Genomic DNA, 23919 nt, shown 5'->3' on the forward strand with positions numbered 1-23919 from the left:
ACCGAGTGGATTCGAACCACCGACCCTTGGGCCGGGTCATAGAAAGTAGGTAGTGCTCTAGCCAACTGAGCTATTTTCTTATTGAATACGAGATGTATTTTAGAGAATTGGTACGACCGAGTGGATTCTAACCACTGACCTTTGGACCGGGCCATAGAGAGTAGGTGGTGCTCTAACCAACTGAGTTATTTTCTTATTGAATACGAGAAGTATTTTAGAGAATTGGTACGACCGAGTGGATTCGAACCACCGACCTTTGGACCGGGCCATAGAGAGTAGGTGGTGCTCTAACCAACTGAGCTATTTTCTTATTGAATACGAGAAGTATTTTAGAGAATTGGTACGACCGAGTGGATTCGAACCACCGACCCCTACCATGTCAAGGTAGTGCTCTAACCAACTGAGCTACGGTCGTACAAAAAATAGAAAACGAAGATACTTACAAAGTAATTTGGTACGACCGAGTGGATTCGAACCACCGACCCCTACCATGTCAAGGTAGTGCTCTAACCAACTGAGCTACGGTCGTACTATCTAGTTTTTTGTGCCAATAAATTCGTCCATGAAGCAATATCCTGTCGGCGTCATGCCTCCACCTCGCTTGGCTGCGAAGCTTTGCTTCGGTCCAACCTCGCCCAACTGAGCTACGGTCGTACTATCTAGTTTTTTGTGCCAAAAAGCTAACCCTTGGCAACGCCGTGTAATATATAGTGTGTGCAGGGGCTTAGCAAGTGCAATTGGCTAATTTCCTGATTGTTTGCTTTTTTTTTATTCATACCGGGCTAATATCGCACTGGGCGTAAAACCCTTGCCACCAGCGCACGTGATTACGGCTTGATGCCTTTAGTTGAGCTAATAGGTTTGCTTGCTCCTGTGTGCCGACGATCGCTCGCTTAGCTTCTATATCTTCACCATCTTCATTTTTCCCGCTGAATTGCCACACCTGGGTCAACAAGGGCGTAAATTCTTCCAATGCGCCACTGAGTTGCCCCTGATACCCCTGTAATTCCTTAATAAAAAATAGATTAAAGATATTGTGTAATATGCTGGCCGCGTCGCTGTGGCGCCCAGGAGGGCATATCTCGGCGGTTAAAGAAACTTGCTCTAGTTGGGATGTCAGCTGATTGTTTAGGGCAATTTGTTTGCGTGCCGAGGTTAATAACTTGCGCACATAATCGTTACCATTGAGCTTGGCCAGCGCTGGAGTAAGTGTATTTACATCTATGGCATGCCAATTTCCCTCGGCTATCGCCTTGGCCATATCGGCCAGTAGGGTTAAGGCCTCGGCGCTTTGTGCTCGTCCTGCCTGCTCGTTAAAATCAAGCTCAACGGCGGCGAGGGTAAAGAGTCGGTTGAGCTCCGGCTCCCGGCTTAGCATCAGATTAAATGCCAGCTTAGCATGGGCGATTTTAAAGCGTTTTTCTGTTTGTAGGGCGCTGCGTAGTTCAGCGGATAAGTCAGTGCTTTGGTTGTGTTCGAGACAAGGGTCGACCAACTGGATAAAGCGGATATGATATTTAAAGCGTTCGGAGGCACTGGCTAGCTTACCAAGTTGGTTGTTATGTGCGGCAATATGGCTGGCCAGGCGGCAATGGTTAATGTCTGCCAGCGCCAACAGACTTATGCTTTGACTCGGGGGTAAAGGCTCGCTGTCAAAGCCTCGCCAAGGGGACAGGCGAACCAGGCTTTGTTGCTCTATGGGCAAATACTTGCCAAGACGATATTGATACTCGTTATAGCGCTTACTGGGAGCATCGCTGCATCCTCCCAGTAGTATCAGTGTGCTAAAAATTAAAAGGAGCTTGTGCAAGACGCCTCCGCAGCACATAAATTAACAGTACTGCAGCACAGGATAGCCCAACTATGATGCCGAGCCAAAAACCTTGGGCGCCCATGGCCGGGACTATCAGATCCGTACGGCCCAACACATAACCTAAAGCAAAACCCACCAACCAATAAGAGAAAAAGGTGATATAGGAGATAGGTGCTGTGTGCTTAATACCGCGCAGCATACCGCTGGCCACCACCTGCAGCGCATCCGGTAATTGATAAAAACAGGCCAGAACCATAATCGCCGTGGCCAGCGCCAGCACTTCGGGGTTGTCGCTATATAGGGCGCTAATATCCGCACGCAGCACATAGGTAATTAGCGCAACAAATGCGGCGATAGCAATGGCGAGAATAAAGCTGGTGCTCATACAGCGGCGCAGTGCTTGAAAGTCTTCCTGGCCATAAAGGTTACCAAAACGTATGGCCACCGCCATAGACAGGCTATAGGGCAACATAAACAACAAGGTGGTTACCGAGGCGGCCACCTGATGTCCGGCGACGACCACGGCTCCCAAGGAGGCAATAAATAACGGAATACAGGCAAATAAGGTGACTTCAAAGAAAATCGCCAGGGAGATGGGCACACCCAGTTTAAATTGTTGCCACATGGCCCTGGTGTTTGGGCGGGCAAAGGCACTGATAAGAAATCGGCCATTAATGCGTTTGCTCATCATGCTGTAGAGAAGCAAAGAGACACCCATGGCGGTCAATACAATTGCCGTGGCCACGCCACATCCGGCGCCGCCAAGCGCAGGCGCGCCAAACTTACCGTAAATAAAAATATAGTTGGCGGGGATGTTTACCAACAAACCGATAATGGAAATATAAAAGGCTGGGGTAGTATAAGCCTTACCCTCGGCAACATTGCGAAACAGGGAATAGACGATAAAACCGGGCAGGCCAAATTGCACATAGGTAATGTAATCACCGGCCAGTGATTTAATCTCGCCACTGGTGTCGAGCAGGGCGATAAGGTGATCCGCGGATTGCCCTACCATAAGGCCGGCTAAACACAAGATCAGGGCAAGATAACAAGCCTGTTGGAAGTGACCGGCAATGGCCTTTTCATCCTTGGCACCAAAACTGTGTGCTACCAGCGAGGTCAGTGCAATCAAGATACCCAGTAGGGCAAATACTACAGGGTTCCACAAACCGGTTGCGATAGACAGGGCCGCCAAGTCGGTAGCACTGACCTGACCGGCCATAATGGTGTCGACCACAGACATCAACACCAGGGTCACCTGGGCAAAAAACACTGGTGCGGCAAGGCGCAATAAGCGACTTGCTTCCCATGTACAAAACTTCATAAGTGAAAAAACATCAGATAAAATAAAGCGCTATTCTATCCTGTTGGTTTCAACTTAAAAAGGAAATACGATGTTTACCGGTATAGTGCAATGCCAAGCTCAAGTGCAAAGTAAAACCCTGACCAATGGCGTGCAGCGCTTAGTGCTGAGCGTGCCGTCTAAATATCTGCAAAACCTTGAACTCGGTGCCAGCATTGCCGTCAATGGCTGCTGTTTGACCGTGGTTGAATACAATGGTGATGAAGGCTCCCTTGGCAGCGTGCAATTTGATGTTATAGATGAAACCCTGGCGCTGACCAACTTAGGTCAACTTGAATGTGGCGATAAGGTCAACTTTGAGCGCTCCATGACCTTTGGCAGCGAGCTCGGCGGCCATATAGTTTCCGGGCATATTCATTGTGTTGGCAGTCTTATAGAGCGAATCGATACCCAGGATAATTGCCGCATGCACATAGCCTTGGATGCTAAGTGGCGCGAATATGTCTTGTATAAGGGTTTTATCAGTGTGAATGGTGCCAGTTTAACTGTGGGGGAGTTATCAGATCAGGGATTTTGGTTACACCTAATTCCGGAAACCCTGGCTATCACCAATCTCGGCCAGATGGCAGCGGGGGCCGAGATTAATATCGAGGTCGACCAACAAACTTACACCATAGTGCAAACGGTGCAGCGTTATTTAAAACAGCAGCATTAAAAAATTTGCTCGTCGTCCGCATCTATCCGCAACTCTACCTTGTTAAGGGCTTGGTCTATATGCATATTGACATGAATAGGGTTGCAGCAGGCGGCGCAATCTTCATAGTAATCCTGATCGCCTGAGCTGGTGTCGACATCGACAAATGTATGATGGCCGCAGTGAGGGCAGCGCACCCTTTGTAGGCTGTAGTCTTTCATAACCACCTCGTATGACATTCCAATGACATCACTTAAAGTATAGTTATCTTTTCCCTGAGTCTTGGAAAATTTCGACCTTAATCGTACTCCTCAATCACCTTATCTATGGTTTCTTTGGCCTGAGTCAAATAATGACCGGCGAAGATGTTGGCATGGTTTAGCACATGATAAAGGTTATAGATGCGCTCTCTTTGTTCATAGCCCTCGCTTAAGGGATAAACGCTTTGATAGGCATCATAGAAGGTATCGGGGAAGGCACCGAAAAAGCGGCTCATGGCGATATCCACTTCCCGATCACCATAATAACAGGCTGGGTCGTACACGCAGGGTACGCCGCCATGAAAGCCAACATTGCCGCGCCAAAAATCGCCATGTAGAAGCGAAGGCCTAATATGGTGATGGTGTAGAGCGTCTTTTATCTGGCTGACAAATTCATCAATATCGCAAAAGTAAAACCCTTTTTCAGCCAACAACTGCAATTGCCAGCCGATGCGATCTTCACTGAAAAACACATCCCATTTTTTATGCCAGCAATTAGGTTGGGCTGTGATGCCGATAAAGTTATCTCTTTCATTGCCGAACATGCCTTGTTCGTGCTTTTCGTGCAGCTGTGCCAGATATTCTCCCATATGCCGCCAACCCAATGCTTTGGCCTGATCTGTATGGGGCGCTAGATCCAACCATTCAAGTACATTAAAGCTATATTCCAAGGTGGTGCCGGTAAGCAGGCAATCGGGCACCATAAACATGGACTCCTTGGTTAGCAGCTCAAGATCGGCGGCTTCGCATTCAAGGCGCTCAAGAGAAGCCAAGGGCGCAACCTTGACAAAAAACTGCTGCTGGCCATCGGAAATTTTAAACAGGTGATCGGCGGAAGAGTTTGTCAGCTGTTGCTTGTGCGCCAAGGTAAAAGGACTGTTGAGAGTATCGCTAAGTAACTGAGTTAAGGTATTCCACATAGCCGCAAACCGCTAAATTTCAGGGATACACCAAGTATGGCAAAGTTCTGATTCACTGCAATAATATTCCTAGGGTCTGTTTATCTTTGCGGTTTACTTTATGTTCAATCTAAACGTATTCTGGTGAATTTAGCACTAACCTATAAGGCATAATTCATCCATGAAGCTTGGTTACATCGTGCATCCATGCACTCACCTCGCTTAGCTGCGAAGCATTGCTTCGGTCTTGCTCGCCTATGTTCATGGCGAGCAACACAGAGCAGGATGCGTTTAGATGAACCCGTAGGGCAGCGCTTGTAGCGCATTTCTACTGTGTTGTTACATGTTTATGTAGAATAACTACACTACACATGTGCCGCCTTGTATAAATACACTACAAACTGCTGCAGAAACAAACAACAAAGGTCAACAGACCCTAGTAGACTTCATTTTGCGAAGGTTAATAAGCGGTAATTTTAGCTAAATAACAAGGGAGTAAGTCCCAGTGCAAAAAACGCCCTGATAAAGTTTTCGCTTGTGAAAAAGAAGAAGCCCGCAATTGCGGGCCTCTGTAAATACTGTGGCTATTTATTTCGAGCCAGATACCACCAAGATGGTGTCGCCATGTACTTTGGCTAAGTCGTGAATAGATGTTTCAGTAAGTGGTGAGAGACGTAGTTTTTGCAAGCTACGTTCAAAACCATAAAGGCTTGCGAATTCACGGACGCTAAGGTCGTTGCATGACAAACGTTGAGTCAATCTATGCCGTGGAATGTTGTGCTTTTCCATCGCCTGAGCCATTTTAAAAGGATTATCCTTAGTGATTGCCATACATAGTTGCGTGCCGACTGTATTATCAGCCGCAACAAATTGTTCATTGGCCATAGCGTGTGATGAAAGCGAACCTAACAGAAGGACGCCAGCTGTGCCTAACAGAGTTGTGCGTTTCATGGAGTTTCTCCTTATTGGTGCATTGATTGCTGTTTAAGTATGAACCGCGTTTGTTGTTATAGAATGAATAGGATAAGTCAGAATGTAAGCATCTATGTCAATTGTGAATACCTTCACTTAACTGCCTATTTTTATAGATTTTCCCTAATTCATTTGTTCACATAAAAAGCAAAAAAAAATACTTTTTTTTGTACAGCGCGCCCTTGTACCTATTTATTCAGAGATATTCTCGACCCCTTGTAACATTTGCCCACAAAATGGAACCAAGCTATAGCCAAGATGCCCCAAGGGGCTGGCCGCTTCGGCGTTTATCTTGATTTACCGCTTATTAACCTATTTTCTTCGCAATTCGTAGCGCTATTCGATACAGTTAGGCTGAAAAATAGGAGTAATAACAACAATGCTAACTAAAACACCAAGCCTTAGCCTGTTAGCCTTAGCTATCACGCTCGCCGGGTGCCAACAAAATGAAGGCCCACAAGGCGATAAGGTAACCATTAATAAAAATCCTTACCCTAGCACCTATCAGCCGCTGCCTCGTCAATCGACGCTGATCACTAACGCCACCGTATTAACCGGTGACGGCCAGCGTATCGACGGCGGTGATGTATATGTGGTCGACGGTAAAATCCAACAAATTGGTACCGACTTACAGGTTCAGGCTGATGTAACCCTGGACGCCCAAGGTAAATGGTTAACGCCGGGTCTTATTGATGTGCACTCGCATCTAGGTGCTTATCCAAACCCAGCCGTGGCATCGCACCAGGATGGCAACGAAATGACCAGCCCGGTTACCGCAGAAGTATGGGTTGAACATTCGGTATGGCCACAAGACCCTGGCTTTAACCGTGCTCGTGAAGGCGGTATTACCACGCTACAAATTCTGCCGGGTTCAGCTAACCTGATCGGTGGCCGTGGCGTGACTTTGAAAAACGTTCCAGCCCACACCATGCAGGCGATGAAGTTCCCAGAGGCTCCTTATGGTTTGAAAATGGCCTGTGGTGAAAACCCTAAGCGCGTTTACGGCAGCAAGGGCGTATTACCATCAACTCGTATGGGTAATATGGCCGGTTATCGTAATGCCTGGATTGACGCCACAGAATATAAGCGTGCCTGGGAAAAATACGATGCCGATTATGATGCCGGCAAAAATGTTCAGGCGCCAGAGCGTGACCTGACCATGGACACCTTGCGCGGCGTTCTTGATGGTGAAATTATGATCCATAACCACTGCTATAAGGCAGAGGAAATGGCCATGATGATTGACTTGTCTAAAGAGTTTGATTACCACGCAGGTACCTTTCACCACGGCATTGAAGCCTACAAGATTGCCGATTTGCTTGCTGAAAACCGCAGCTGTGCGGCACTTTGGCCAGATTGGTGGGGCTTTAAGATGGAAGCCTATGACATGGTTCAGGAAAACGTTGCCATCGTTGATGCGGTGAAGAACTCTTGTGCCATAGTTCACTCCGACTCAGACACCACTATTCAGCGCCTAAATCAGGAAGCGGGCAAGGTGATGTACCGCGCCAATGAAAATGGTTTCGATATCGATGAAGCCCACGCCATCAAGTGGCTGACTTCAAATGCAGCGAAAGCCCTGGGTATCGAGGATAAAACAGGTACTCTTGCCGCCGGCAAACAAGCCGACCTGGTGTTGTGGAACAATAATCCGTTTAGCGTTTACGCTAAAGCCGAGCAGGTATTTATCGATGGCGCCAAGGTGTACGACCGCCATGATGAGAAATACCAAGCCCAAAGTGATTTTATGTTAGGTCAACGCTAAGGAGAACAAGATGAAACTGTTTACCATGACATCAGTTGCCGCAGCCTTAGCGATGAGTGTATCCGCAGGCGCGCAAACATTGGCTATTACCAATGCCACCATTCATACCGCCACCGAGCAGGGCGTATTAAAAGATGCCTCTGTGCTAATTAAAGACGGTAAAATTGTTGCCCTTAATCCGGCGCAAATTGAAGCCGACGAAGTGATTGACGCACAAGGCAAAATTTTAACACCGGGCTTTATCGGATCACTTAACCACTTAGGTTTGGTTGAGGTTGGCTCTGTAGCTGGCTCTCGTGATGGCAGTGATAAAAAAGCCTCTATCACCTTTGATCCAAGCTTGGCCTTTAATCCGCGCTCATCACTGATCCCTTACGCTCGTAAAGGCGGTATTACCCGTGACGTGATAGTGCCAGGCGGCAGCGAAGACATTTTTAACGGTCTAGCTTCTGTGGTATCGCTAAGCGGTGAGTTCGACAGTGTGAGCCAAAAGCATGTGGCCTTGGCCATTGAGCTTGGGCAAAAGAGCAAGGGCTCGCGCGCCATGTCGCTGCAAACCCTAAGCGATAAACTTGATGGCCATAAGCAACGTGAAAAGAAAGACAGTGATGCTCAAAACCGTGAAATTCAGGTGTTAGACGCCGTATTCGCTAAAGACATGCCATTGCTTATCAGCGTATCACGCGCCGCCGAAATGCTTGAGCTGCTAAAACTGAAAGCCAAGTACGACATCAATATGGTGTTCGCAGGTGCCCATGATGCGGTATTGGTAGCCGAGCAACTTGCTGCCAGCAACACGCCTGTGATCATCAGTGCCATGGACAACCTGCCAGGCAACTTTGATTCCATGCATGCGGATTTGGCTAATGCCGGTAAGCTTGAAAAAGCAGGCGTTAAGGTGATCCTGACTATCGCTGGTGACAGCGCTCATAACCTGTATCAGTTGCGTTTCGATGCCGGTAATGCCGTGTCTTATGGTATGAGTCAGCAGGGCGCATTAGCGGCTATCAGCAGCAATGTGGCCGAGGCATTCAATATTGATGCCGGTGCTATCAGTGCGGGTAAAGCAGCCGATCTGGTACTTTGGAGTGCCGATCCATTTGAGCTGAACGCCAAGATTGAAAGCATCTGGATTGACGGTGAGAAGGTGTCAACCGAGTCTCGTCAAGACAAACTCCGTGAGCGTTATACTACGCCTTCGGATCTGCCGCGTGGTTACACCAAGTAATAGCAAAAGATGAGAAAAGGAGCCATTGGCTCCTTTTTTACTTTAACATGGTGGCATTAAATGCAGCGAGCGGGCTTTGGCAGGCCGGCAATTTTCGTTGCTTGCTTGGCTGGGCCTTTAGGAAACAGCTTATATAAGTACTTGCTGTTGCCCTTATCCTCACCAAGCTTTTTAGCCATGGCTTTTACCAGCATGCGGATCGCCGGGCTGGTGTCGAATTCTTCATAAAACTCCCGCACAAAGAACACCACTTCCCAATGGGCGTCGCTGAGCTCTATATTCTCTGTTGCGGCAATAATGGGCGCCAGTTCACGGCTCCACTGACTACTATCGAGCAGATAACCCTCTTTGTCGGTCTCAAGTTGTTGGCCGTTAAATTCAATCATGGTTACTCACTAATACATCTTTGATATTGCAGGGTTAATGTGACCCATTCTAGGTCATCGATAAGGTTTACAGAGGCACAGCGAGCCAAAGCACCGCGGGCTTCTACATCCGTTTTTAGGGCATAAACGGGCACCTCAAACGGGCTAAAGGCCGCCGGGTTGTAGCAGGCATCGCCACGCAGTAAGAGCGCATCGTTTTTGCTGAGCTTGCTTGCTAATAAAGGCAGCGAGGCAATGGGGCGACTGAGGATAAATAAATTATTGTAACTCATAGCACCACCACCTGAGTTGCCTTTGCTAACAGGGCTTGTTTATCCTGCGTTAGAGCGGTTTTTACATCCAGAATGAGTGCACTATCATCCATCCCTCGGTCGGTTAAGGACTCGGCGCACACATAAAGGCTGTCGATATCGTACAGCTCAAGCATCTTCAGGGCCTTGGTAAAGTCTTTCTGACCAAGGAGCTTAGGTTGCTGCTCGGCTGCTAGCGCGAACACTGCATCGCCTTCGATAAGCCAGGTGACTTCCTGGTCGATGGCGGCAAAGATAAGCAGCAAATCAAGCGCTTCTTTAAGGCTTTGCTGGGCATAGGGGGCCTGTTGGCTAATAACCACTATATGCTTCATTTAAATTGCACCCATTTGTCTGCCTGTGCCGCTTCCATGGCGAACTCCGCCAAACCAGACACACTAAATACGCCGCTGCGCTCCAGGTCCATACCGCGCTTAGTGGCTGCGGTAACGCACAGGTGTAATTCAATGCCTTGCTCATGCAGGGTTTGCCAGACCTTGGCTGGGTCAAATTCATCGCTGGCTAAATCAAAGCAAGGGGAGGCGTGATAGACCCCATCCTGATACAAGAAGATACAGCGTATGGTGTGCCCCTGCGCCAGCGCTGAGGTGGCAAAGCGCCCCAGGGTATTGAGCGTGTCGGTATCGCTCGGCGCACTGTGTAGTGAAAGTACGAAACTGGCCAAATTCAATCCAAAAAAAAGCCCCAATATATGGGGCTTATTCTAACAAATTCTATTTATTAGTCATCTGCTGCGCCAAGTAGGTGCAGAAGAGAGGTAAAGAGGTTGTATACGTTAAGGTATAGAGCAACCGTGGCGCGAATATAGTTAGTTTCGCCACCATTGATAATACGGCTGGTATCGAACAGGATCAGACCTGACATGATAAATACCACAGCCGCGTTAATCGCCATAAAGGCAATTGAGCTGCCGATAAAAATATTAACGATACTGGCAACGATCACCACCAACAGACCTACGGTTAAAAAGCCGCCCATAAATGAGAAGTCTTTTTTGGTAGTCAGTGCATAAGCAGAAAGGCCAAAGAAGATAAGCGCCGTTGAACCCAAGGCTTGCATGATCAAAAACGGACCACTTGGCATAGCTGCGTAGTGGTTAAGCAGGGGACCTAAGCCAAAGCCCATAATGCCGGTGAAGGCAAATACCCACATAACACCAGAGGCGGTTTCGGCTTTCTTATTAACAACAAAAAGCAGACCTAAACCTACCAAAGAGCAGATGATCCCCGTAAAGAACGGAGGGTTAAGCGCCATAGAAATACCCGCAGTCACAGCACTGAATGCCAACGTCATCGCGAGTAAAAAGTAAGTGTTCTTTAAAACCTTATTCGTCTCAATGGTCGACATCATCGGCTTGGCCGTGCTGTACGAGTTATTAAACGCCATTGTTAAACTCCTTAAATTAATCAATCCTCGGATGCAACTTACATCCAGGTACAAGATTATCAAGTCTTATAAATATGGGCAAACCTTTCACATTCAATGCCTAGGAAACAATCATATTTGCTGTAAACTTATGCAAAACAGTCAAAAATTAAGCGCTTAAACAAAAAAATGAAAATAAAACTTCACAAACGCAATTCATTTCTCTAATATTCGCCCCGCTGCGGAGAGATGGCTGAGCGGTTGAAAGCACCGGTCTTGAAAACCGGCATAGGTTAATAGCCTATCTAGGGTTCAAATCCCTATCTCTCCGCCACTAAATTTAACTTGGATGATACGATACGTTGTCCAGGTACCGCGTTTGGAGAGATGGCTGAGTGGTTGAAAGCACCGGTCTTGAAAACCGGCATAGGTTAATAGCCTATCTAGGGTTCAAATCCCTATCTCTCCGCCATATAAGAAAGGGCTGCTTTACATAAGCAGCCCTTTTTTGTGCTTGGTGCAAAAGCGTCACATTAGCCACGTCTTAATCCCACTCCTATTTTAACCTAAGGCATGCCTATATTAGAGCGATGCGACTAAGGTAGTAATTGGCAAGGGCGGCATTCTTTGCCACTCTGCATAGATGCAAAAGTTAAGAATTATCCCTCTATGAAGCAACATCTGGCGAAGGCCGTACTCTATTCATTGCTTGCCCCTGTGCTGGTGGGGCTTGTGCTTGGCATCTACTATGCGTTGTCGGTACAGGAAAATGGCTCGGCCATCTTTTTTACTGTCTTGTTATCGGCTCTTGCCAATGCCCATATTGTTGGTTTGGCTATGGCGGTGCTGGTGGTGCCGGGTTATCTCTTGATGTACAAACACAACAAGGTGCATTACAGCGGAATTTTAACCCTAGGCTTGCTCGGTGGCGCTGTGTTTAGTTATCTTTTTGGTGCTGGTGCCGGCTTTTTGCTTATCGTTAATGCGCTGATGGCCGCCCTTGGTAGCGGTTTGTTTTTATTCGGTTTGCGCCGTGGGCGTGCGAAAATCGCTTAACGGCTTTATAACGAGTGATTTAATTTTAAGCAACCAGCGCATTTTCAAGCGCTCGCAGCACTTTTTTCAAGATAAAAGGTTTCATTTGCCCGCCACAAAGAGTACCTTAAACACTGCGTATTCTATGTGAAGTAGTATTTAAATGAGCAAAGCGGAATTTTATCGTTCTGTGACAGAGCAGGCGCAAGCACTGATTTGTGACGAACCCAATTTAATTGCCAACTTAGCTAACATCAGCGCCTTGTTATATATGTCGATGGACGATATTAACTGGGCCGGTTTTTATTTATTGGAGTCGCCGGAGCAATTAGTGCTGGGGCCATTTCAGGGAAAACCTGCATGTGTGCGTATTGAAGTGGGCAAAGGGGTATGCGGTACTGCTATAGCGGCGGATAAAACTCAGCTGGTCACAGATGTGCATCAATTCCCCGGCCATATTGCCTGTGATGCGGCATCCAATTCGGAAATTGTTCTCGTGGTTAAGAAAAACGGCGAGGCCATTGGCGTATTGGATATCGACAGTCCTACAGTAGGGCGTTTTGACGAACAGGATCAAGCGGGCCTTGAGCTGCTGGTTGCATGTTTGGAGAAGCATATCGCATGAAAGATCTACTGAACGTCCAAGATTACCTTTTTTCCATAGCCGATGTAGGTGATTGGGAAGGCGAAGAAGAGCAGGTATGTGAGCGCTTAAATGAGCTTATTCACCACGCTTGGGCACGACTACCTGATGATCTTGGCTGTGACCAAATTGACAGTATTATATCCGGTATATGGGAACATCTTCGCGGTGACCTGGCATTAATCGATGCCGAGTTAGAAGAGTTGCTGGACTGGGTGGAACACTATATCGACTCGGCTCAAGATGAGCAGATGTAACTGAAGGTTTAGAAATGGAAACCCCAAACAAGCTAAAAGACATAAACGAAGTATTGGCATTCCTTTACGAGGAATTTCCAAACTGTTTTAAACAAAAAGACGGCATTAAGCCTCTTAAAGTCGGTATCTTTAAAGACATCGCCGAGCGTATTGAGGGCAGTGAAAAAGTCAGTAAAACGCAGGTTCGTCAGGCACTAAGAAAATATACCTCGCACTGGCGCTACCTTGAAGCGGTAGTTAATAACGAATTCCGCGTTGATCTAGACGGCAACCAGGCCGAAAAGGTTGAGCAAGAGCATGTAGAACATGCACAGACGGCCCTAGAGCAAAGCCGTGCAAAAATGGCTAAGCGTAAGAAGCCAGCACGTGGTGCCAAAGAGGGTGACACAAAGGGTTACAAAAAACGCCCACAGGGCAGTGGTAAACCAGCTGCAAAAGGCGCTAAAGTCAAAAAAGCCCCAGCCGCTGAACCTCGTCGCAGCAATAAAGTTGAACCTTTGCCAAGCGAACAGGTCAAGGCTAATACTAAAGTTAAAGTAAAACTAGGTCAGGCATTGGTCAACGGTACCATCACGGAAGTCAACAAGGATGAAATCCATGTTGAGCTGGTAACCGGTATGCAAGTTAAGACAAAAGCCGATAGTCTATACCTGGTATAAAAAAGGAGTTGTGCATGAGTAAGACGTTTTCACTCATCCCCCTGGTTGCTGCCCTTATCGCGGCACCGGCCTTGGCCTCGTTGGACAAGGTCACTATCGCTGATTTACCCGTGTTGCAGCAAGAGTCGCAACACAGTACTGCCAGTAAGCGAGTGACCAACCTTTTTACCCGTGCACACTACAAGCCGATACGATTTAACGACGAACTGGCAACGCAGATGTTCGATCGTTATATCGAATCCCTGGACTTTAATCGCAGTATTTTCTTAGCGGGCGATGTTGCCCAGTTTGAGCAATACCGCGATAAGTTCGATAACGCTCTAAAGTCCGGCAAATTAGACTTTGCCTACGACTTATTTAACCTCAGCATGAAGCGCCGGTTTGAGCGTTATCAGTATTCTTTGTCCTTACTCGACAAGCCTTTCGATTTTAGCCAAGACGACAAGTATTATTTTGATCGTGAAGATGCACCTTATGCGAGCACCGAAGCCGAGCTTAACGAGCTGTGGCGTCAAAAGGTGAAGTATGATGCGTTACGCCTGAAAATGACGGGTAAGGATTGGGATGGCATCAAAGAGGTGTTGGAAAAACGCTACACCTACACTTTGAAGCGCTTGGTGCAAACCAAGAGTGAAGATGCGTTCCAGATTATTATGAATGCCTTTGCCCGCTCCATTGAAGCCCACACTTCTTACTTATCGCCACGTCGTGCCGAGCAGTTCAAGATGGATATGGATCTTGAACTTGAAGGCATAGGCGCTGTGCTTAGTTATGACGAAGATTACACAGTGATCCGCTCTTTGGTTCCAGGTGGCCCTGCCGATAAAACTGGCGCCATTAAACCGGAAGACAGGGTCATAGGTGTGGCCCAGGGCGATGATGACTTTGTTGATGTGATCGGCTGGCGCCTTGATGATGTAGTCGACCTTATCAAGGGCCCTAAAGGCACCTTGGTGCGCTTACAGTATCTTCGCGGTAAGGACGACCACGGCACGCCTAAGGTGGTGGAGATCACCCGTGATAAGGTGCGCTTAGAAGACAGAGCGGCTAAATCGCATGTTTTCGATGCCAGCTACTCATCAATGAGCAGCAAAATAGGCGTTATTGAAATCCCTGGCTTTTATAACAACCTGTCTGAAGATGTAAAAGCCGAGCTGGTGAAACTTAAAGAGCAAAAGGTAGATGGCATTATTATCGACCTGCGTCAAAACGGCGGTGGCTCTTTATATGAAGCAACCAAGCTATCCGGTTTGTTTATCGACCAAGGCCCTGTGGTGCAAATTCACACCCTGAATGACCGTATCGAGCAGCAAAAAGACAGCGATGGCGTAACCTTCTATGACGGCCCTATGACGGTATTGGTTGACCGTTACAGCGCATCGGCGTCGGAAATCTTCGCCGCAGCTATGCAGGATTATGGCCGCGCTGTGATCATCGGCGAGCAAACTTTTGGCAAGGGTACGGTGCAGCAACACCGAGGTTTAGGCCGTAACTACGACCTATACGATAACCCGCTGGGCAGCGTGCAATATACTATTGCCAAGTTTTACCGCATAGATGGCGGCAGTACGCAGCATAAAGGGGTGATCCCGGACATTAAGCTTCCTTCGCCGATTGACCCGGCGGAATGGGGTGAAAGCCAAGAAGACAACGCCCTTCCTTGGGACAGCATTATCCGCGCCAAGTACGCTATGGTTGATAGTTTAGACGATACCATAGGCTACCTCAGGGCCGAGCATGATAAACGTATCGCCAAAGAACCTGAGTTTGGCTATGTGCTGGAAGATATTAGCACCTATAAGGAAGAGAAAGACCGTAAATTTATTTCGCTCAATGAAAAAGAGCGCCTTAATGAGCGCGACGAGCGTGAGCAATTGGCACTGGCTCGTACCAATGAACGTTTAGCTCGTTTGGGTCTGGAGAAGGTAACCGATATAGAAAATGCCCCAGAGGTATTGGATAATTTTGACCCCTACCTTGAAGAAGCAGCTTTAATCACCCAAGATTTTATAAAGCACGGGCGGTTGGTAAAGAATAATAAGTAAGCAATTATCAATAAAAAGGCGCGTTAAGCGCCTTTTTTGTTATTTAAGCGCTGTCAAAGCTGCGTTGCTCTGGTAATCTTTGCGCTTATAACAAAAATAACCCTTGTCGCGTTGTGCAAAAGAGGCAAGGGCAGGAGAGCGATTTTGACGACAACAAAACAAGCTAAATTTATCGATGCCATGATCCCCATCACGGTGTTGATCTGCCTATTGGGTGCAGCGGTTTATCTCTACGGTGATAACTCGTCATCGGGTCCAAACCAAATAGCCTTACTTTTTGCTACCTTTGCAGCGGCTCTGGTGGGTCTGAAAAATGGCTATACCTGGAAAACCCTTGAAGAGGCGATGATTAAGGGTATCACTATTTCCCTAGGGGCTATTTTGATCTTGCTCATGGTTGGTGCACTTATTGGTACCTGGCTGCTGTCGGGCACAGTGCCGACTTTGATCTATTATGGCTTGCAGATTATTAACCCGCATTGGTTCTATGCCGCCAGTTGTATTATTTGTGGTGTTGTTGCCATGAGTATCGGCAGCTCCTGGACTACAGCTGCCACCATAGGTGTGGCCCTGTTGGGTGTCGCTAATGGTTTATCTCTTGACCCTGTGGTCACTGCCGGTGCGGTGATCTCAGGTGCCTATTTTGGCGATAAACTAAGCCCACTTTCAGAAACCACCAACCTGGCGCCAGCAGTGGCCGGGGCCGATCTCTTTGCGCATATCCATCATATGCTCTGGACCACAGTGCCCAGCTTTGTGATTGCGGTGATCATCTTTATCTTTATGGGCTTTAATGCTGAGATCAGCAATGACGCCACCGCCATTGATGCCATGGTGGATTTGCTGGCGGCAAACTTTAATATCAATATCTTAAACCTTATGCCCTTAGTGGTGCTGCTGGTTTTGGCCATTCGTAAAATGCCGGCGTTCCCAGCGATTTCCATTGGCGCCGTGCTTGGTGCTGTGTGGGCGCTGTTATTCCAAAGTGATTTACTGGCGACTCAGGTGGATGTTAGCCAGGGTCAGCTAATTGGCTATTTTAAGCTGGTATGGGCCACCTTCTTTGATGGTTTTGCCATTAGCACGGGTGATGCGAAAATGGATGACCTGTTATCCGGCGGCGGTATGTCGGGCATGCTTAACACCACCTGGCTTATTATGATGGCGCTTATGTTTGGTGCCATTATGGAGAAAACAGGCCTGCTTGAGGTGTTTGTACGCAGCATTTTAAAAGTTGCCAAGTCTACCGGCTCTTTGGTAGCTGCGACTATTTCGACCTGTATCGGTACCAACCTGGTGGCGGCGGATCAATATATTGCCATAGTAGTACCTGGGCGTATGTTTAAAGAAGAATATAAAAAGCGTGGTTTACGACCTGTGAACTTGTCACGTACCTTGGAAGATGGCGGCACAATTACCAGCCCCCTTATTCCTTGGAATACTTGTGGCGCCTATATGCAGAGTGTACTTTTGATCAACCCGTTTGATTACGCCCTGTATGCGTTTTTCAATTTGATCAACCCGGTACTTGCTGTGATTTATGCCTATTTAGGTATTAAGATCCTTCGTATCGAACCCAAGCATCTGCAAAACGACGATGAAGCTGCGGCAGAAGTCGAGCTACAAAAGCAAAGCAAAGAGCAGGACTCGGCGTAATACCAACACAGCAAACATTTGCAGTACGGGCATCATTTGATGCCCGCTTTAATTTTTAGGAGACAGTCACCCTATGACCGCGACTCAACCCCATGCCCAGTATTTACGTGATTACCAAGCGCCCGCATTTTTTATCGACGAACTCGAATTACAAGTCCAACTCGCGCCGCTAAACACGCAAGTAGTAGCCCGCTCACAGGTACGTGCCAACCTTGAAAACCCAAGCGATAAGCTGGTACTCGATGGCATAGATTTAACTTTGCTGCAGGTACGCATAAACGACCAGGCGCACAGTGCCTATCATATTGAAGGTGAGCAGTTGATCATAGAGCAGCTGCCTGAGCAGGCTTTTACCCTAGAGATCACCACGCAATGCGCGCCCGAAACCAATACTTCGCTCGAAGGCCTGTATCTGTCCGATGGTGCCTACTGCACTCAATGTGAAGCTCAGGGTTTTCGTAAAATCACCTATTTCCTCGACCGTCCCGATGTGATGGCAAGCTACAAGGTGACTATAGTGGCTGACAAGGCCCAGTTTCCTCACCTTTTATCCAATGGTAATAAAATAGACAGTGGTGATTTAGAAGGCGGTAAGCATTTTGCTACCTGGCAAGACCCGTTTAAAAAGCCCAGTTACCTTTTTGCTTTAGTAGCCGGTGACTTTGATGTGCTGCGCGATACCTATACCACGACCTCAGGCCGCGAGGTAGCGCTCGAGCTGTATGTTGATAAAGGGAACCTATCCAAAGCTCCTCATGCCATGGCCTCGCTTAAGCGCGCCATGCAATGGGATGAGCAGCGCTTCGAGCTGGAATACGACCTGGACGTTTACATGATAGTGGCGGTTGATTTCTTCAATATGGGCGCGATGGAAAATAAGGGCCTGAATATCTTTAACTCCAAATGCGTTTTGGCAAATAGTGAAACCAGCACAGACAGGGATTTTCATCTGATCGAGTCCATTGTCGGGCACGAGTATTTCCATAACTGGACAGGCAACCGGGTAACTTGTCGCGACTGGTTCCAGCTGTCTTTAAAAGAAGGCTTAACGGTATTTCGCGATCAGGAATTTAGCAGTGACTTGGGCTCTCGCGCTTTGAACCGTATTGATGCGGTGAAGGTGATGCGTACCCATCAGTTTGCCGAAGATGCCGGCCCCATGGCGCACCCAATTCGTCCAGAAAAAGTCATTGAAATGAATAACTTTTACACGGTCACCGTGTATGACAAGGGCGCCGAAGTGATCCGCATGCTGCATACCTTGCTCGGTGAAGCGGGTTTTCAAAAGGGCATGAAGCTGTATTTTCAGCGCCATGATGGCCAGGCGGTGACCTGTGATGACTTTGTTGCGGCCATGAATGATGCTAATGACACGGATTTATCCCAGTTTTCACTTTGGTACGGACAAGCAGGTACGCCCTTGGTTTCGGTGCGCGAAGATTACGACAGCGACACCAAACGCTATACCCTGAGCTTAACGCAAACCCATAAGCCAACCGCGGAGCAGCCCCATAAGGACAACTTGTTAATTCCGGTAGCCATAGAGCTGTTAAGCCAAGAAGGGCAGCCAATGGCGCTCAAACGCGACGGCCGAGAGCTTGACAAGGTTTTACACCTAAGTGAGCAAAGTCAGGAATTTGTGTTTGAGCAGCTTGATGAGCGCCCGGTAGCCGTTCTTTTTGAAGACTTTTCGGCGCCGGTACAGGTACAATTTGCCCAAGCCTTAGCAGATCAATTACATATTGTCCGCCACGCCAGCAGCGATTTTAGCCGCTGGGATGCGCAGCAGGCGGCACTTAGCTATTGTGTTAACCAGGCTTTAGAGCAGGGCGTGCAAAAACCTCAGTTGCCGGATGCTGTGCTTGCGACCCTGAGCGAGTTGCTAAATGGCGTTTTGTCAGGTGTTGAAGCCGACTTGGCATTGATAGCCGAGCTTTTATATTTGCCGAGCTTTGACACTCTAAGCAGCGGATATAGCGAAATTCCGGTCGATGCCCTCAATAGCATTATTACAGCCTTTGAAACGGATATTGCTAAGCATCTGAGCCCGCAATTAGAAGCCGTCGTAGAGCAGTTTAAGGACGACAAGCAACAAACAGCTCAAAGTGCTGGGGTGCGCGCCTTACTTGCTGCCTGCATGTATTACCTGGCGCGCCTTGATACCGCCATCGACTATATAGCCGAGCAAGCCAATAGCGGCTCCATGACCTTGTCTTTGGCGGCGCTAAAAGCCTTGGTGTTGGCGCAGCATCAGCAGCAAAACGCCTTGCTTGGGGAATTTGCAAGGCGCTGGGCCGACGATGTCCTGGTATTGGATAAATGGTTTAACTTACAGGCGATGAAGCAGGGCGAGCAGGCTTTATGTGATATTGGCGCCTTGTTTGAACACCCGCACTTTTCTTGGCAAAACCCGAACCGGGTTAGAGCCTTGCTGGGGCCTTTAACCATGAGCAACCCAAGGGTTTTCCATCATCAGGATGGCCGTGGTTATGAGCTTCTTGGTGATGTGCTGGTCAAGCTAAACGAGATTAACCCGCAAAATGCCTCGCGCTTAATTACGCCTTTGCTGGCGTGGCGTCGTTATGATGCGGGCCGTCAACAACTGATGTGCGCTCAGTTGCAACGCCTAATGGCATTACCTAACCTGAGCAAAGATCTCTTTGAAAAGGTAGAAAAAGCATTAAGTGAATGAGCAATAAAAGCTATTTCTTTAGTCTGAACTTAAGCTATGAGCAGTGCTTGGCCTATTACCGGGGCCAAGTCACCGCCATTCAAGTATGTGACGATAATAATCGTCGCATACGCTTTCCTGCTGCTAAAATATTACCGCACATGTCGCAATTGGGCATACGCGGCCGATTCCGCCTTACCCTCACCCCAGAAAATAAATTCGTTGCGCTGGAGCGAATTTAAATACACTAATTCTTAGATTATTTGATATTAATGTAAATTGCATTTGTCGTTAACGTTATTGTCATGTATAAAAATAGTGGTAGGATGTCATACCATTAGCATATAAAAAGGAAATTTAACGCCAGTTACAAAGCATTCATGTAGACTGTTGGTAACTGTAGCCTATCCTTTTCAATGCACAAGACTACATTAAAAACAATAACTTGATCTAAAAATTACCCGCGCTAAGGGGGAAGCAACAATGATAAGACAGCCACTATTTGCGAAGCATAGATTAGCGCTCAGCGTCGGTGCAGCGATGTTGGGCATGAGCAGCGCCGCACACAGTGCCAGCTTTACGGTTGGGGATTTCGATATTAATTTTGATTCGACCTTCTCATACGGCCAGAGCATTCGTACCGAAAATCGTGATTTTCAGTATGTAGGTAAGAGTAATCACCCACGTTTTGACTGGAGCACTTACAACGCCGCGCTTAATACCGTTTATAGTTCCAGTGATGTGTGGAGCCAACCCGGCGCCTATTCAAACAATGGCGACGCAGGTAACCTGAACTTCGACAAGGGCGATACCTTTTCGCAATTGTTAAAAGGCACCCATGAGTTGGCTATCAATGGCGAATCTTACGGTTTGTTCTCCCGCTTTATGTATTTTTACGACTTTGCCCTGATGGATGGTGACTTCGCTTATACCAATCCGGTATCCGGCGAAAGCGTAGACCCTTGTGATTACGACGAAACCAAAGAGCAGGTTTGTGCTGACTTCCGTCTTCTTGATGCCTTTGTGTGGGCCGACTTTGATTTTAATGAAGGTCAAAACCCGCTCTCTGTGCGTTTAGGCCAACAGGTTGTGAACTGGGGTGAAAGTACGCTTATCTCCCACGGCATTAACGTTAACCCGGTTGATATCGACCGCTTAAAAGCGCCGGGCGCCGAGTTAAAAGAAGCCTTTATTCCAGTGGGCATGTTATGGGCCTCTTTGGGTATTACCGAAAACCTTTTCCTAGAAGGTTTCTATCAATACCAATGGCATGAAACTCGCCTACCTGCCACCGGCAGCTACTTCTCTACCAATGATTTTGCTTCGGAAAACGGTTTTACCCAAAACGTACAGCTGGGCTTTACCTCAAACCCGGATATAGATTTGGCGTTTTTGACCGACAGTCTGAATAACCTTGCCGCAGATTGGCAAGCGGCAGCAGCGGCTCAGGGCATTGACCCGACTTCCGCAGAAGGCCAGCAATTACTCGCAAGCATGTATCTTGCTTACCCAACCAAGGTAGCCCTGAAGGGTGAGGGCAGTCGCGGTAAATCTGACCCAAGCGATGGCGGTCAATATGGTTTACGCCTGGGTATGTTTATGCCTGAGCTGAACGACACAGAAGTGGCTCTGTATTACATCAACTACCACAGTCGCCGTCCGGTGATCTCGGGTCAGGTATCGGACTTTACCGCCATAGGTGAAGACCTGGCGATGATCATGAGTACAGAGATCAACAGCAGCAATGTTAACGACTTGAAAGCCTTTACTAAGGCCAAGCTGGATTACCCAGAAGATATCAAGTTATACGGTTTAAGCTTTAACACCTCTATTGGTGAAACCGCGCTTGCCGGTGAATTTGCTTTTCGTGAAGACGAGCCATTCCAGGTTGATGACGTAGAGCTATTGTACGCAGGTATGCCCGAGCAGTTGGCCTTGGCAGGACTTCGTCCGGAATTCGCTGGTATTTCACAGTTAAGCCCTGGCGATGCCACCGCAGTGGTTGGCCCAGGTGGTACAGCAAAGGGTTATATTTTACGTAATACTGCCCAGTTGCAGTTTACCGCAACGCACCTGTTTGGCCCGGCACTCGGTGCCGATAGCTGGGCAGTAGTGGGTGAAGTAGGCGGTGTGCGCATTAACAATATGCCAGCCTATGACGAATTGCGCTTAAACGTTTCTGGTACTGGCCGCAGCGGCGTTATGCAGGGGCCTTTGACGGATGACTATTCAGCCTTGCATATGGCCTTATCAAATGGTCCTGAAACCAACCCATTCCCAACGGCTTCGGCCTGGGGTTACCGTCTGATCGCCAAGGGCGATTATTATGATTTGTTCTCGGGCGTTAACTTCTCGCCGCGCTTCGTATTCTCACACGATGTCAATGGTATTACTCCAGATCCCATGTACCTGTTTATTGAAGACAGAAAATCATTGGGCATTAATATGAACTTTAACTATCAAAATACTTGGTCTTTTGATCTTGGTTATAACTCATTCTGGGGCGGCGGCGCGACCAATACCTTTGCCGATCGTGATTTTGTTTCCTTTAATATCAAATATTCAATTTAAAAGGGTATCCGTATGTTGACTAAACCTACCCTCATTGCAGCAGCATTTTGTAGCATTTTCGCTACCACTGCAGTACAAGCAAAAATTTCGCCGGAGCAAGTGGAACGCCTTGGCGCGGACTTAACGCCAATTGGCGCCGTTAAGGCCGCTAACCAAGATGGCTCTATACCAGCTTGGGATGGTGGTATCACCCAAGTGCCGGCCAACTATAAGCCGGGCATGCACCACCCGGATCCATTTGCTGCGGATCAGGTGTTGTACACTATAGACAAATCAAATCTGGAGCAGTACAAACACCTGCTTAGTGCAGGCCAGATAGCCTTGTTTGAAGCCTACCCAGACACCTTTAAGATGCCTGTGTATCCAACTCGCCGTAGTGCCTCGTATCCTCAGGCCTTCTACGATGCGACGAAAAAGTACGCCACTCAAGCCGAGCTAATTGAAGGTGGTAACGGTATTAAAAACACCGCCATTGGTATTCCATTCCCAATTCCAGCCAACGGTCTTGAGGCCATTTGGAATCACTTGCTGCGCTACCGTGGTCAGTCTATTTCGCGCTTTGGTGGTCAGGCAATGCCAACGGCTTCCGGTGCCTATAACCTGATTGGTTTTGATGAGCAGTTATTGATCAAGTACGCCGCTGACGATGCCACCCCTGAGCAGCTGGAAGAGTCAAATATCCTCTTCAAATTTAAGCAAAGTGTCACCGAGCCGGCGCGTCTTGCAGGTACTGCCTTATTGGTACATGAAACCATGGACCAAATTTTGACTCCGCGTCAGGCATGGACCTACAACACGGGTCAGCGCCGCGTGCGTCGTGCACCAAACGTTGCTTATGATGCCCCGGGAACAGCGTCAGACAATCTGCGTACCACAGATGACTTCGATATGTTTAACGGCTCACCTAACCGTTACAACTGGGAGCTAAAGGGTAAGCAAGAGTTGTTGATCCCTTATAACAGCTACAAGCTGCACAGTGATTCACTGCAGTACGACGACATCATCAAACCGGGTCATGTTAACCCTGAGCATTTGCGTTATGAGAAGCACCGTGTATGGGTAGTTGAAGCAACCTTAAAAGAGGGCACGCGTCACACCTATAAGAAGCGTACCTTCTACATTGACGAAGACAGCTGGCAGATCTCTGTGGCCGACCTGTACGACAACCGCGACCAACTATATCGTGTAGCTATGGCCTATGGCTTGAACTACTACGAAGTACCGACGCAGTGGAGTACGCTTGAGGTTTACCATGACCTTAACTCTCGTCGTTATCTGGCCATTGGTCTGGATAACCAAGAAGCCATGTATGACTTCTCACAGTCATTCAATGACAATGAGTTTACATCTAACGCTCTTCGCCGCGAAGGTCGCCGTTAATCCTCG

At 47.9% G+C, this 23919-nt stretch carries 23 protein-coding genes and 4 tRNA genes; 15 read left to right on the forward strand and 12 right to left on the reverse strand.

All coding sequences use genetic code 11. From position 1 onward, the window contains the following. Positions 1–338: 338 nt before the first annotated feature. The 4 genes from WCN91_RS03070 to WCN91_RS03085 form a co-directional block, all read right to left on the reverse strand. A tRNA-Val gene (locus tag WCN91_RS03070) sits at positions 339–415 on the reverse strand. A gap of 37 nt (positions 416–452) precedes the next feature. Continuing rightward, positions 453–529 (reverse strand) — tRNA-Val (locus tag WCN91_RS03075). A gap of 243 nt (positions 530–772) precedes the next feature. Next, on the reverse strand, positions 773–1810 hold the full coding sequence (locus tag WCN91_RS03080) for a DUF3080 family protein (RefSeq protein WP_342676168.1): 1038 nt from the start codon (positions 1808–1810) through the stop codon (positions 773–775). After that, positions 1785–3137 carry an MATE family efflux transporter gene (locus WCN91_RS03085; RefSeq protein WP_342676170.1) on the reverse strand — a complete coding sequence of 451 codons (1353 nt, stop codon included), beginning with the start codon at positions 3135–3137 and terminating at the stop codon, positions 1785–1787. The genes WCN91_RS03080 and WCN91_RS03085 overlap by 26 nt, the downstream gene beginning before the upstream one ends. A 70-nt stretch (positions 3138–3207) precedes the next feature. Here WCN91_RS03085 and WCN91_RS03090 point away from each other — a divergent pair, with 70 nt between their 5' ends. Continuing rightward, complete coding sequence (locus WCN91_RS03090; protein WP_342676172.1) at positions 3208–3831, forward strand: riboflavin synthase subunit alpha; 624 nt, start codon at positions 3208–3210, stop codon at positions 3829–3831. On the opposite strand, the gene WCN91_RS03095 is transcribed toward WCN91_RS03090, so the two are convergent. From WCN91_RS03095 to WCN91_RS03105, 3 genes are all read right to left on the reverse strand, one after another. Beyond that, positions 3828–4031: a CPXCG motif-containing cysteine-rich protein gene (locus WCN91_RS03095; RefSeq protein WP_342676174.1), complete on the reverse strand. Its 204-nt coding sequence runs from the start codon at positions 4029–4031 to the stop codon at positions 3828–3830. The genes WCN91_RS03090 and WCN91_RS03095 overlap by 4 nt on opposite strands. A gap of 77 nt (positions 4032–4108) precedes the next feature. Continuing rightward, positions 4109–4990: a fructosamine kinase family protein gene (locus WCN91_RS03100; RefSeq protein ID WP_342676175.1), complete on the reverse strand. Its 882-nt coding sequence runs from the start codon at positions 4988–4990 to the stop codon at positions 4109–4111. A 567-nt stretch (positions 4991–5557) separates the two neighbouring features. Beyond that, on the reverse strand, positions 5558–5920 hold the full coding sequence (locus WCN91_RS03105; protein ID WP_342676177.1) for a DUF3718 domain-containing protein: 363 nt from the start codon (positions 5918–5920) through the stop codon (positions 5558–5560). Between the two features lie 400 nt (positions 5921–6320). Here WCN91_RS03105 and WCN91_RS03110 point away from each other — a divergent pair, with 400 nt between their 5' ends. Continuing rightward, complete coding sequence (locus tag WCN91_RS03110) at positions 6321–7706, forward strand: amidohydrolase (protein ID WP_342676179.1); 1386 nt, start codon at positions 6321–6323, stop codon at positions 7704–7706. 10 nt (positions 7707–7716) lie between these two features. Further along, the gene (locus tag WCN91_RS03115) at positions 7717–8934 is read left to right on the forward strand and encodes an amidohydrolase family protein (protein WP_342676181.1); all 1218 of its coding nucleotides are present in this window, start codon (positions 7717–7719) and stop codon (positions 8932–8934) included. A 56-nt stretch (positions 8935–8990) separates the two neighbouring features. Here WCN91_RS03115 and WCN91_RS03120 read toward each other — a convergent pair whose 3' ends face one another. From WCN91_RS03120 to WCN91_RS03140, 5 genes are read right to left on the reverse strand one after another with little or no spacing between them, the layout of a single operon-like run. Then, complete coding sequence (locus tag WCN91_RS03120; protein WP_342676183.1) at positions 8991–9320, reverse strand: TusE/DsrC/DsvC family sulfur relay protein; 330 nt, start codon at positions 9318–9320, stop codon at positions 8991–8993. A gap of 2 nt (positions 9321–9322) precedes the next feature. Further along, positions 9323–9592, reverse strand: a complete 270-nt coding sequence (locus WCN91_RS03125) for a DsrH/TusB family sulfur relay protein (RefSeq protein ID WP_342676185.1) — start codon at positions 9590–9592, stop codon at positions 9323–9325. Further along, positions 9589–9945 (reverse strand): sulfurtransferase complex subunit TusC, encoded by a 357-nt coding sequence (gene tusC, locus WCN91_RS03130; protein ID WP_342676187.1) that lies wholly within the window; start codon positions 9943–9945, stop codon positions 9589–9591. Before tusC ends, WCN91_RS03125 begins: the two co-directional genes overlap by 4 nt. Then, a complete protein-coding gene (tusD, locus tag WCN91_RS03135) occupies positions 9942–10295 on the reverse strand; it encodes a sulfurtransferase complex subunit TusD (protein ID WP_342676188.1) in 354 nt (117 codons plus the stop codon). Before tusD ends, tusC begins: the two co-directional genes overlap by 4 nt. A gap of 56 nt (positions 10296–10351) precedes the next feature. Then, positions 10352–11017, reverse strand: coding sequence for a Bax inhibitor-1/YccA family protein (locus WCN91_RS03140; RefSeq protein WP_342676190.1), 666 nt, complete (start codon positions 11015–11017; stop codon positions 10352–10354). 222 nt (positions 11018–11239) lie between these two features. Here WCN91_RS03140 and WCN91_RS03145 point away from each other — a divergent pair. The 12 genes from WCN91_RS03145 to WCN91_RS03200 all read left to right on the forward strand — a co-directional run bounded on the left by WCN91_RS03145 (position 11240) and on the right by WCN91_RS03200 (position 23913). Continuing rightward, positions 11240–11330, forward strand: a tRNA-Ser gene (locus WCN91_RS03145). Between the two features lie 47 nt (positions 11331–11377). Continuing rightward, positions 11378–11468 (forward strand) — tRNA-Ser (locus WCN91_RS03150). Positions 11469–11665: 197 nt separating this feature from the next. Next, a complete protein-coding gene (locus tag WCN91_RS03155) occupies positions 11666–12052 on the forward strand; it encodes a hypothetical protein (RefSeq protein WP_105198874.1) in 387 nt (128 codons plus the stop codon). A 142-nt stretch (positions 12053–12194) separates the two neighbouring features. Then, entirely contained in the window at positions 12195–12656 is a 462-nt protein-coding gene (locus WCN91_RS03160) for a GAF domain-containing protein (protein WP_342676194.1), read from the forward strand. Continuing rightward, positions 12653–12931, forward strand: a complete 279-nt coding sequence (locus WCN91_RS03165) for a hypothetical protein (RefSeq protein WP_342676196.1) — start codon at positions 12653–12655, stop codon at positions 12929–12931. The genes WCN91_RS03160 and WCN91_RS03165 overlap by 4 nt, the downstream gene beginning before the upstream one ends. A 14-nt stretch (positions 12932–12945) precedes the next feature. Continuing rightward, complete coding sequence (gene proQ / locus WCN91_RS03170; protein ID WP_342676198.1) at positions 12946–13590, forward strand: RNA chaperone ProQ; 645 nt, start codon at positions 12946–12948, stop codon at positions 13588–13590. Between the two features lie 14 nt (positions 13591–13604). Beyond that, positions 13605–15635: a carboxy terminal-processing peptidase gene (gene prc, locus WCN91_RS03175; RefSeq protein WP_342676200.1), complete on the forward strand. Its 2031-nt coding sequence runs from the start codon at positions 13605–13607 to the stop codon at positions 15633–15635. Positions 15636–15779: 144 nt separating this feature from the next. Continuing rightward, positions 15780–17291 carry a Na+/H+ antiporter NhaC gene (nhaC, locus tag WCN91_RS03180; protein WP_342676202.1) on the forward strand — a complete coding sequence of 504 codons (1512 nt, stop codon included), beginning with the start codon at positions 15780–15782 and terminating at the stop codon, positions 17289–17291. 73 nt (positions 17292–17364) lie between these two features. Then, positions 17365–19983 (forward strand): aminopeptidase N, encoded by a 2619-nt coding sequence (pepN, locus tag WCN91_RS03185; protein WP_342676204.1) that lies wholly within the window; start codon positions 17365–17367, stop codon positions 19981–19983. Beyond that, entirely contained in the window at positions 19980–20204 is a 225-nt protein-coding gene (locus WCN91_RS03190; protein ID WP_342676206.1) for a DUF2835 domain-containing protein, read from the forward strand. Before pepN ends, WCN91_RS03190 begins: the two co-directional genes overlap by 4 nt. A gap of 241 nt (positions 20205–20445) precedes the next feature. After that, the gene (locus tag WCN91_RS03195; RefSeq protein ID WP_342676208.1) at positions 20446–22533 is read left to right on the forward strand and encodes a DUF1302 domain-containing protein; all 2088 of its coding nucleotides are present in this window, start codon (positions 20446–20448) and stop codon (positions 22531–22533) included. A gap of 12 nt (positions 22534–22545) precedes the next feature. After that, positions 22546–23913 (forward strand): DUF1329 domain-containing protein, encoded by a 1368-nt coding sequence (locus WCN91_RS03200; protein ID WP_342676210.1) that lies wholly within the window; start codon positions 22546–22548, stop codon positions 23911–23913. The last annotated feature ends 6 nt before the right edge of the window (positions 23914–23919 follow it).

The organism is Pseudoalteromonas qingdaonensis, assembly GCF_038739665.1.
Classification (GTDB): Bacteria; Pseudomonadota; Gammaproteobacteria; order Enterobacterales; family Alteromonadaceae; genus Pseudoalteromonas; species Pseudoalteromonas qingdaonensis.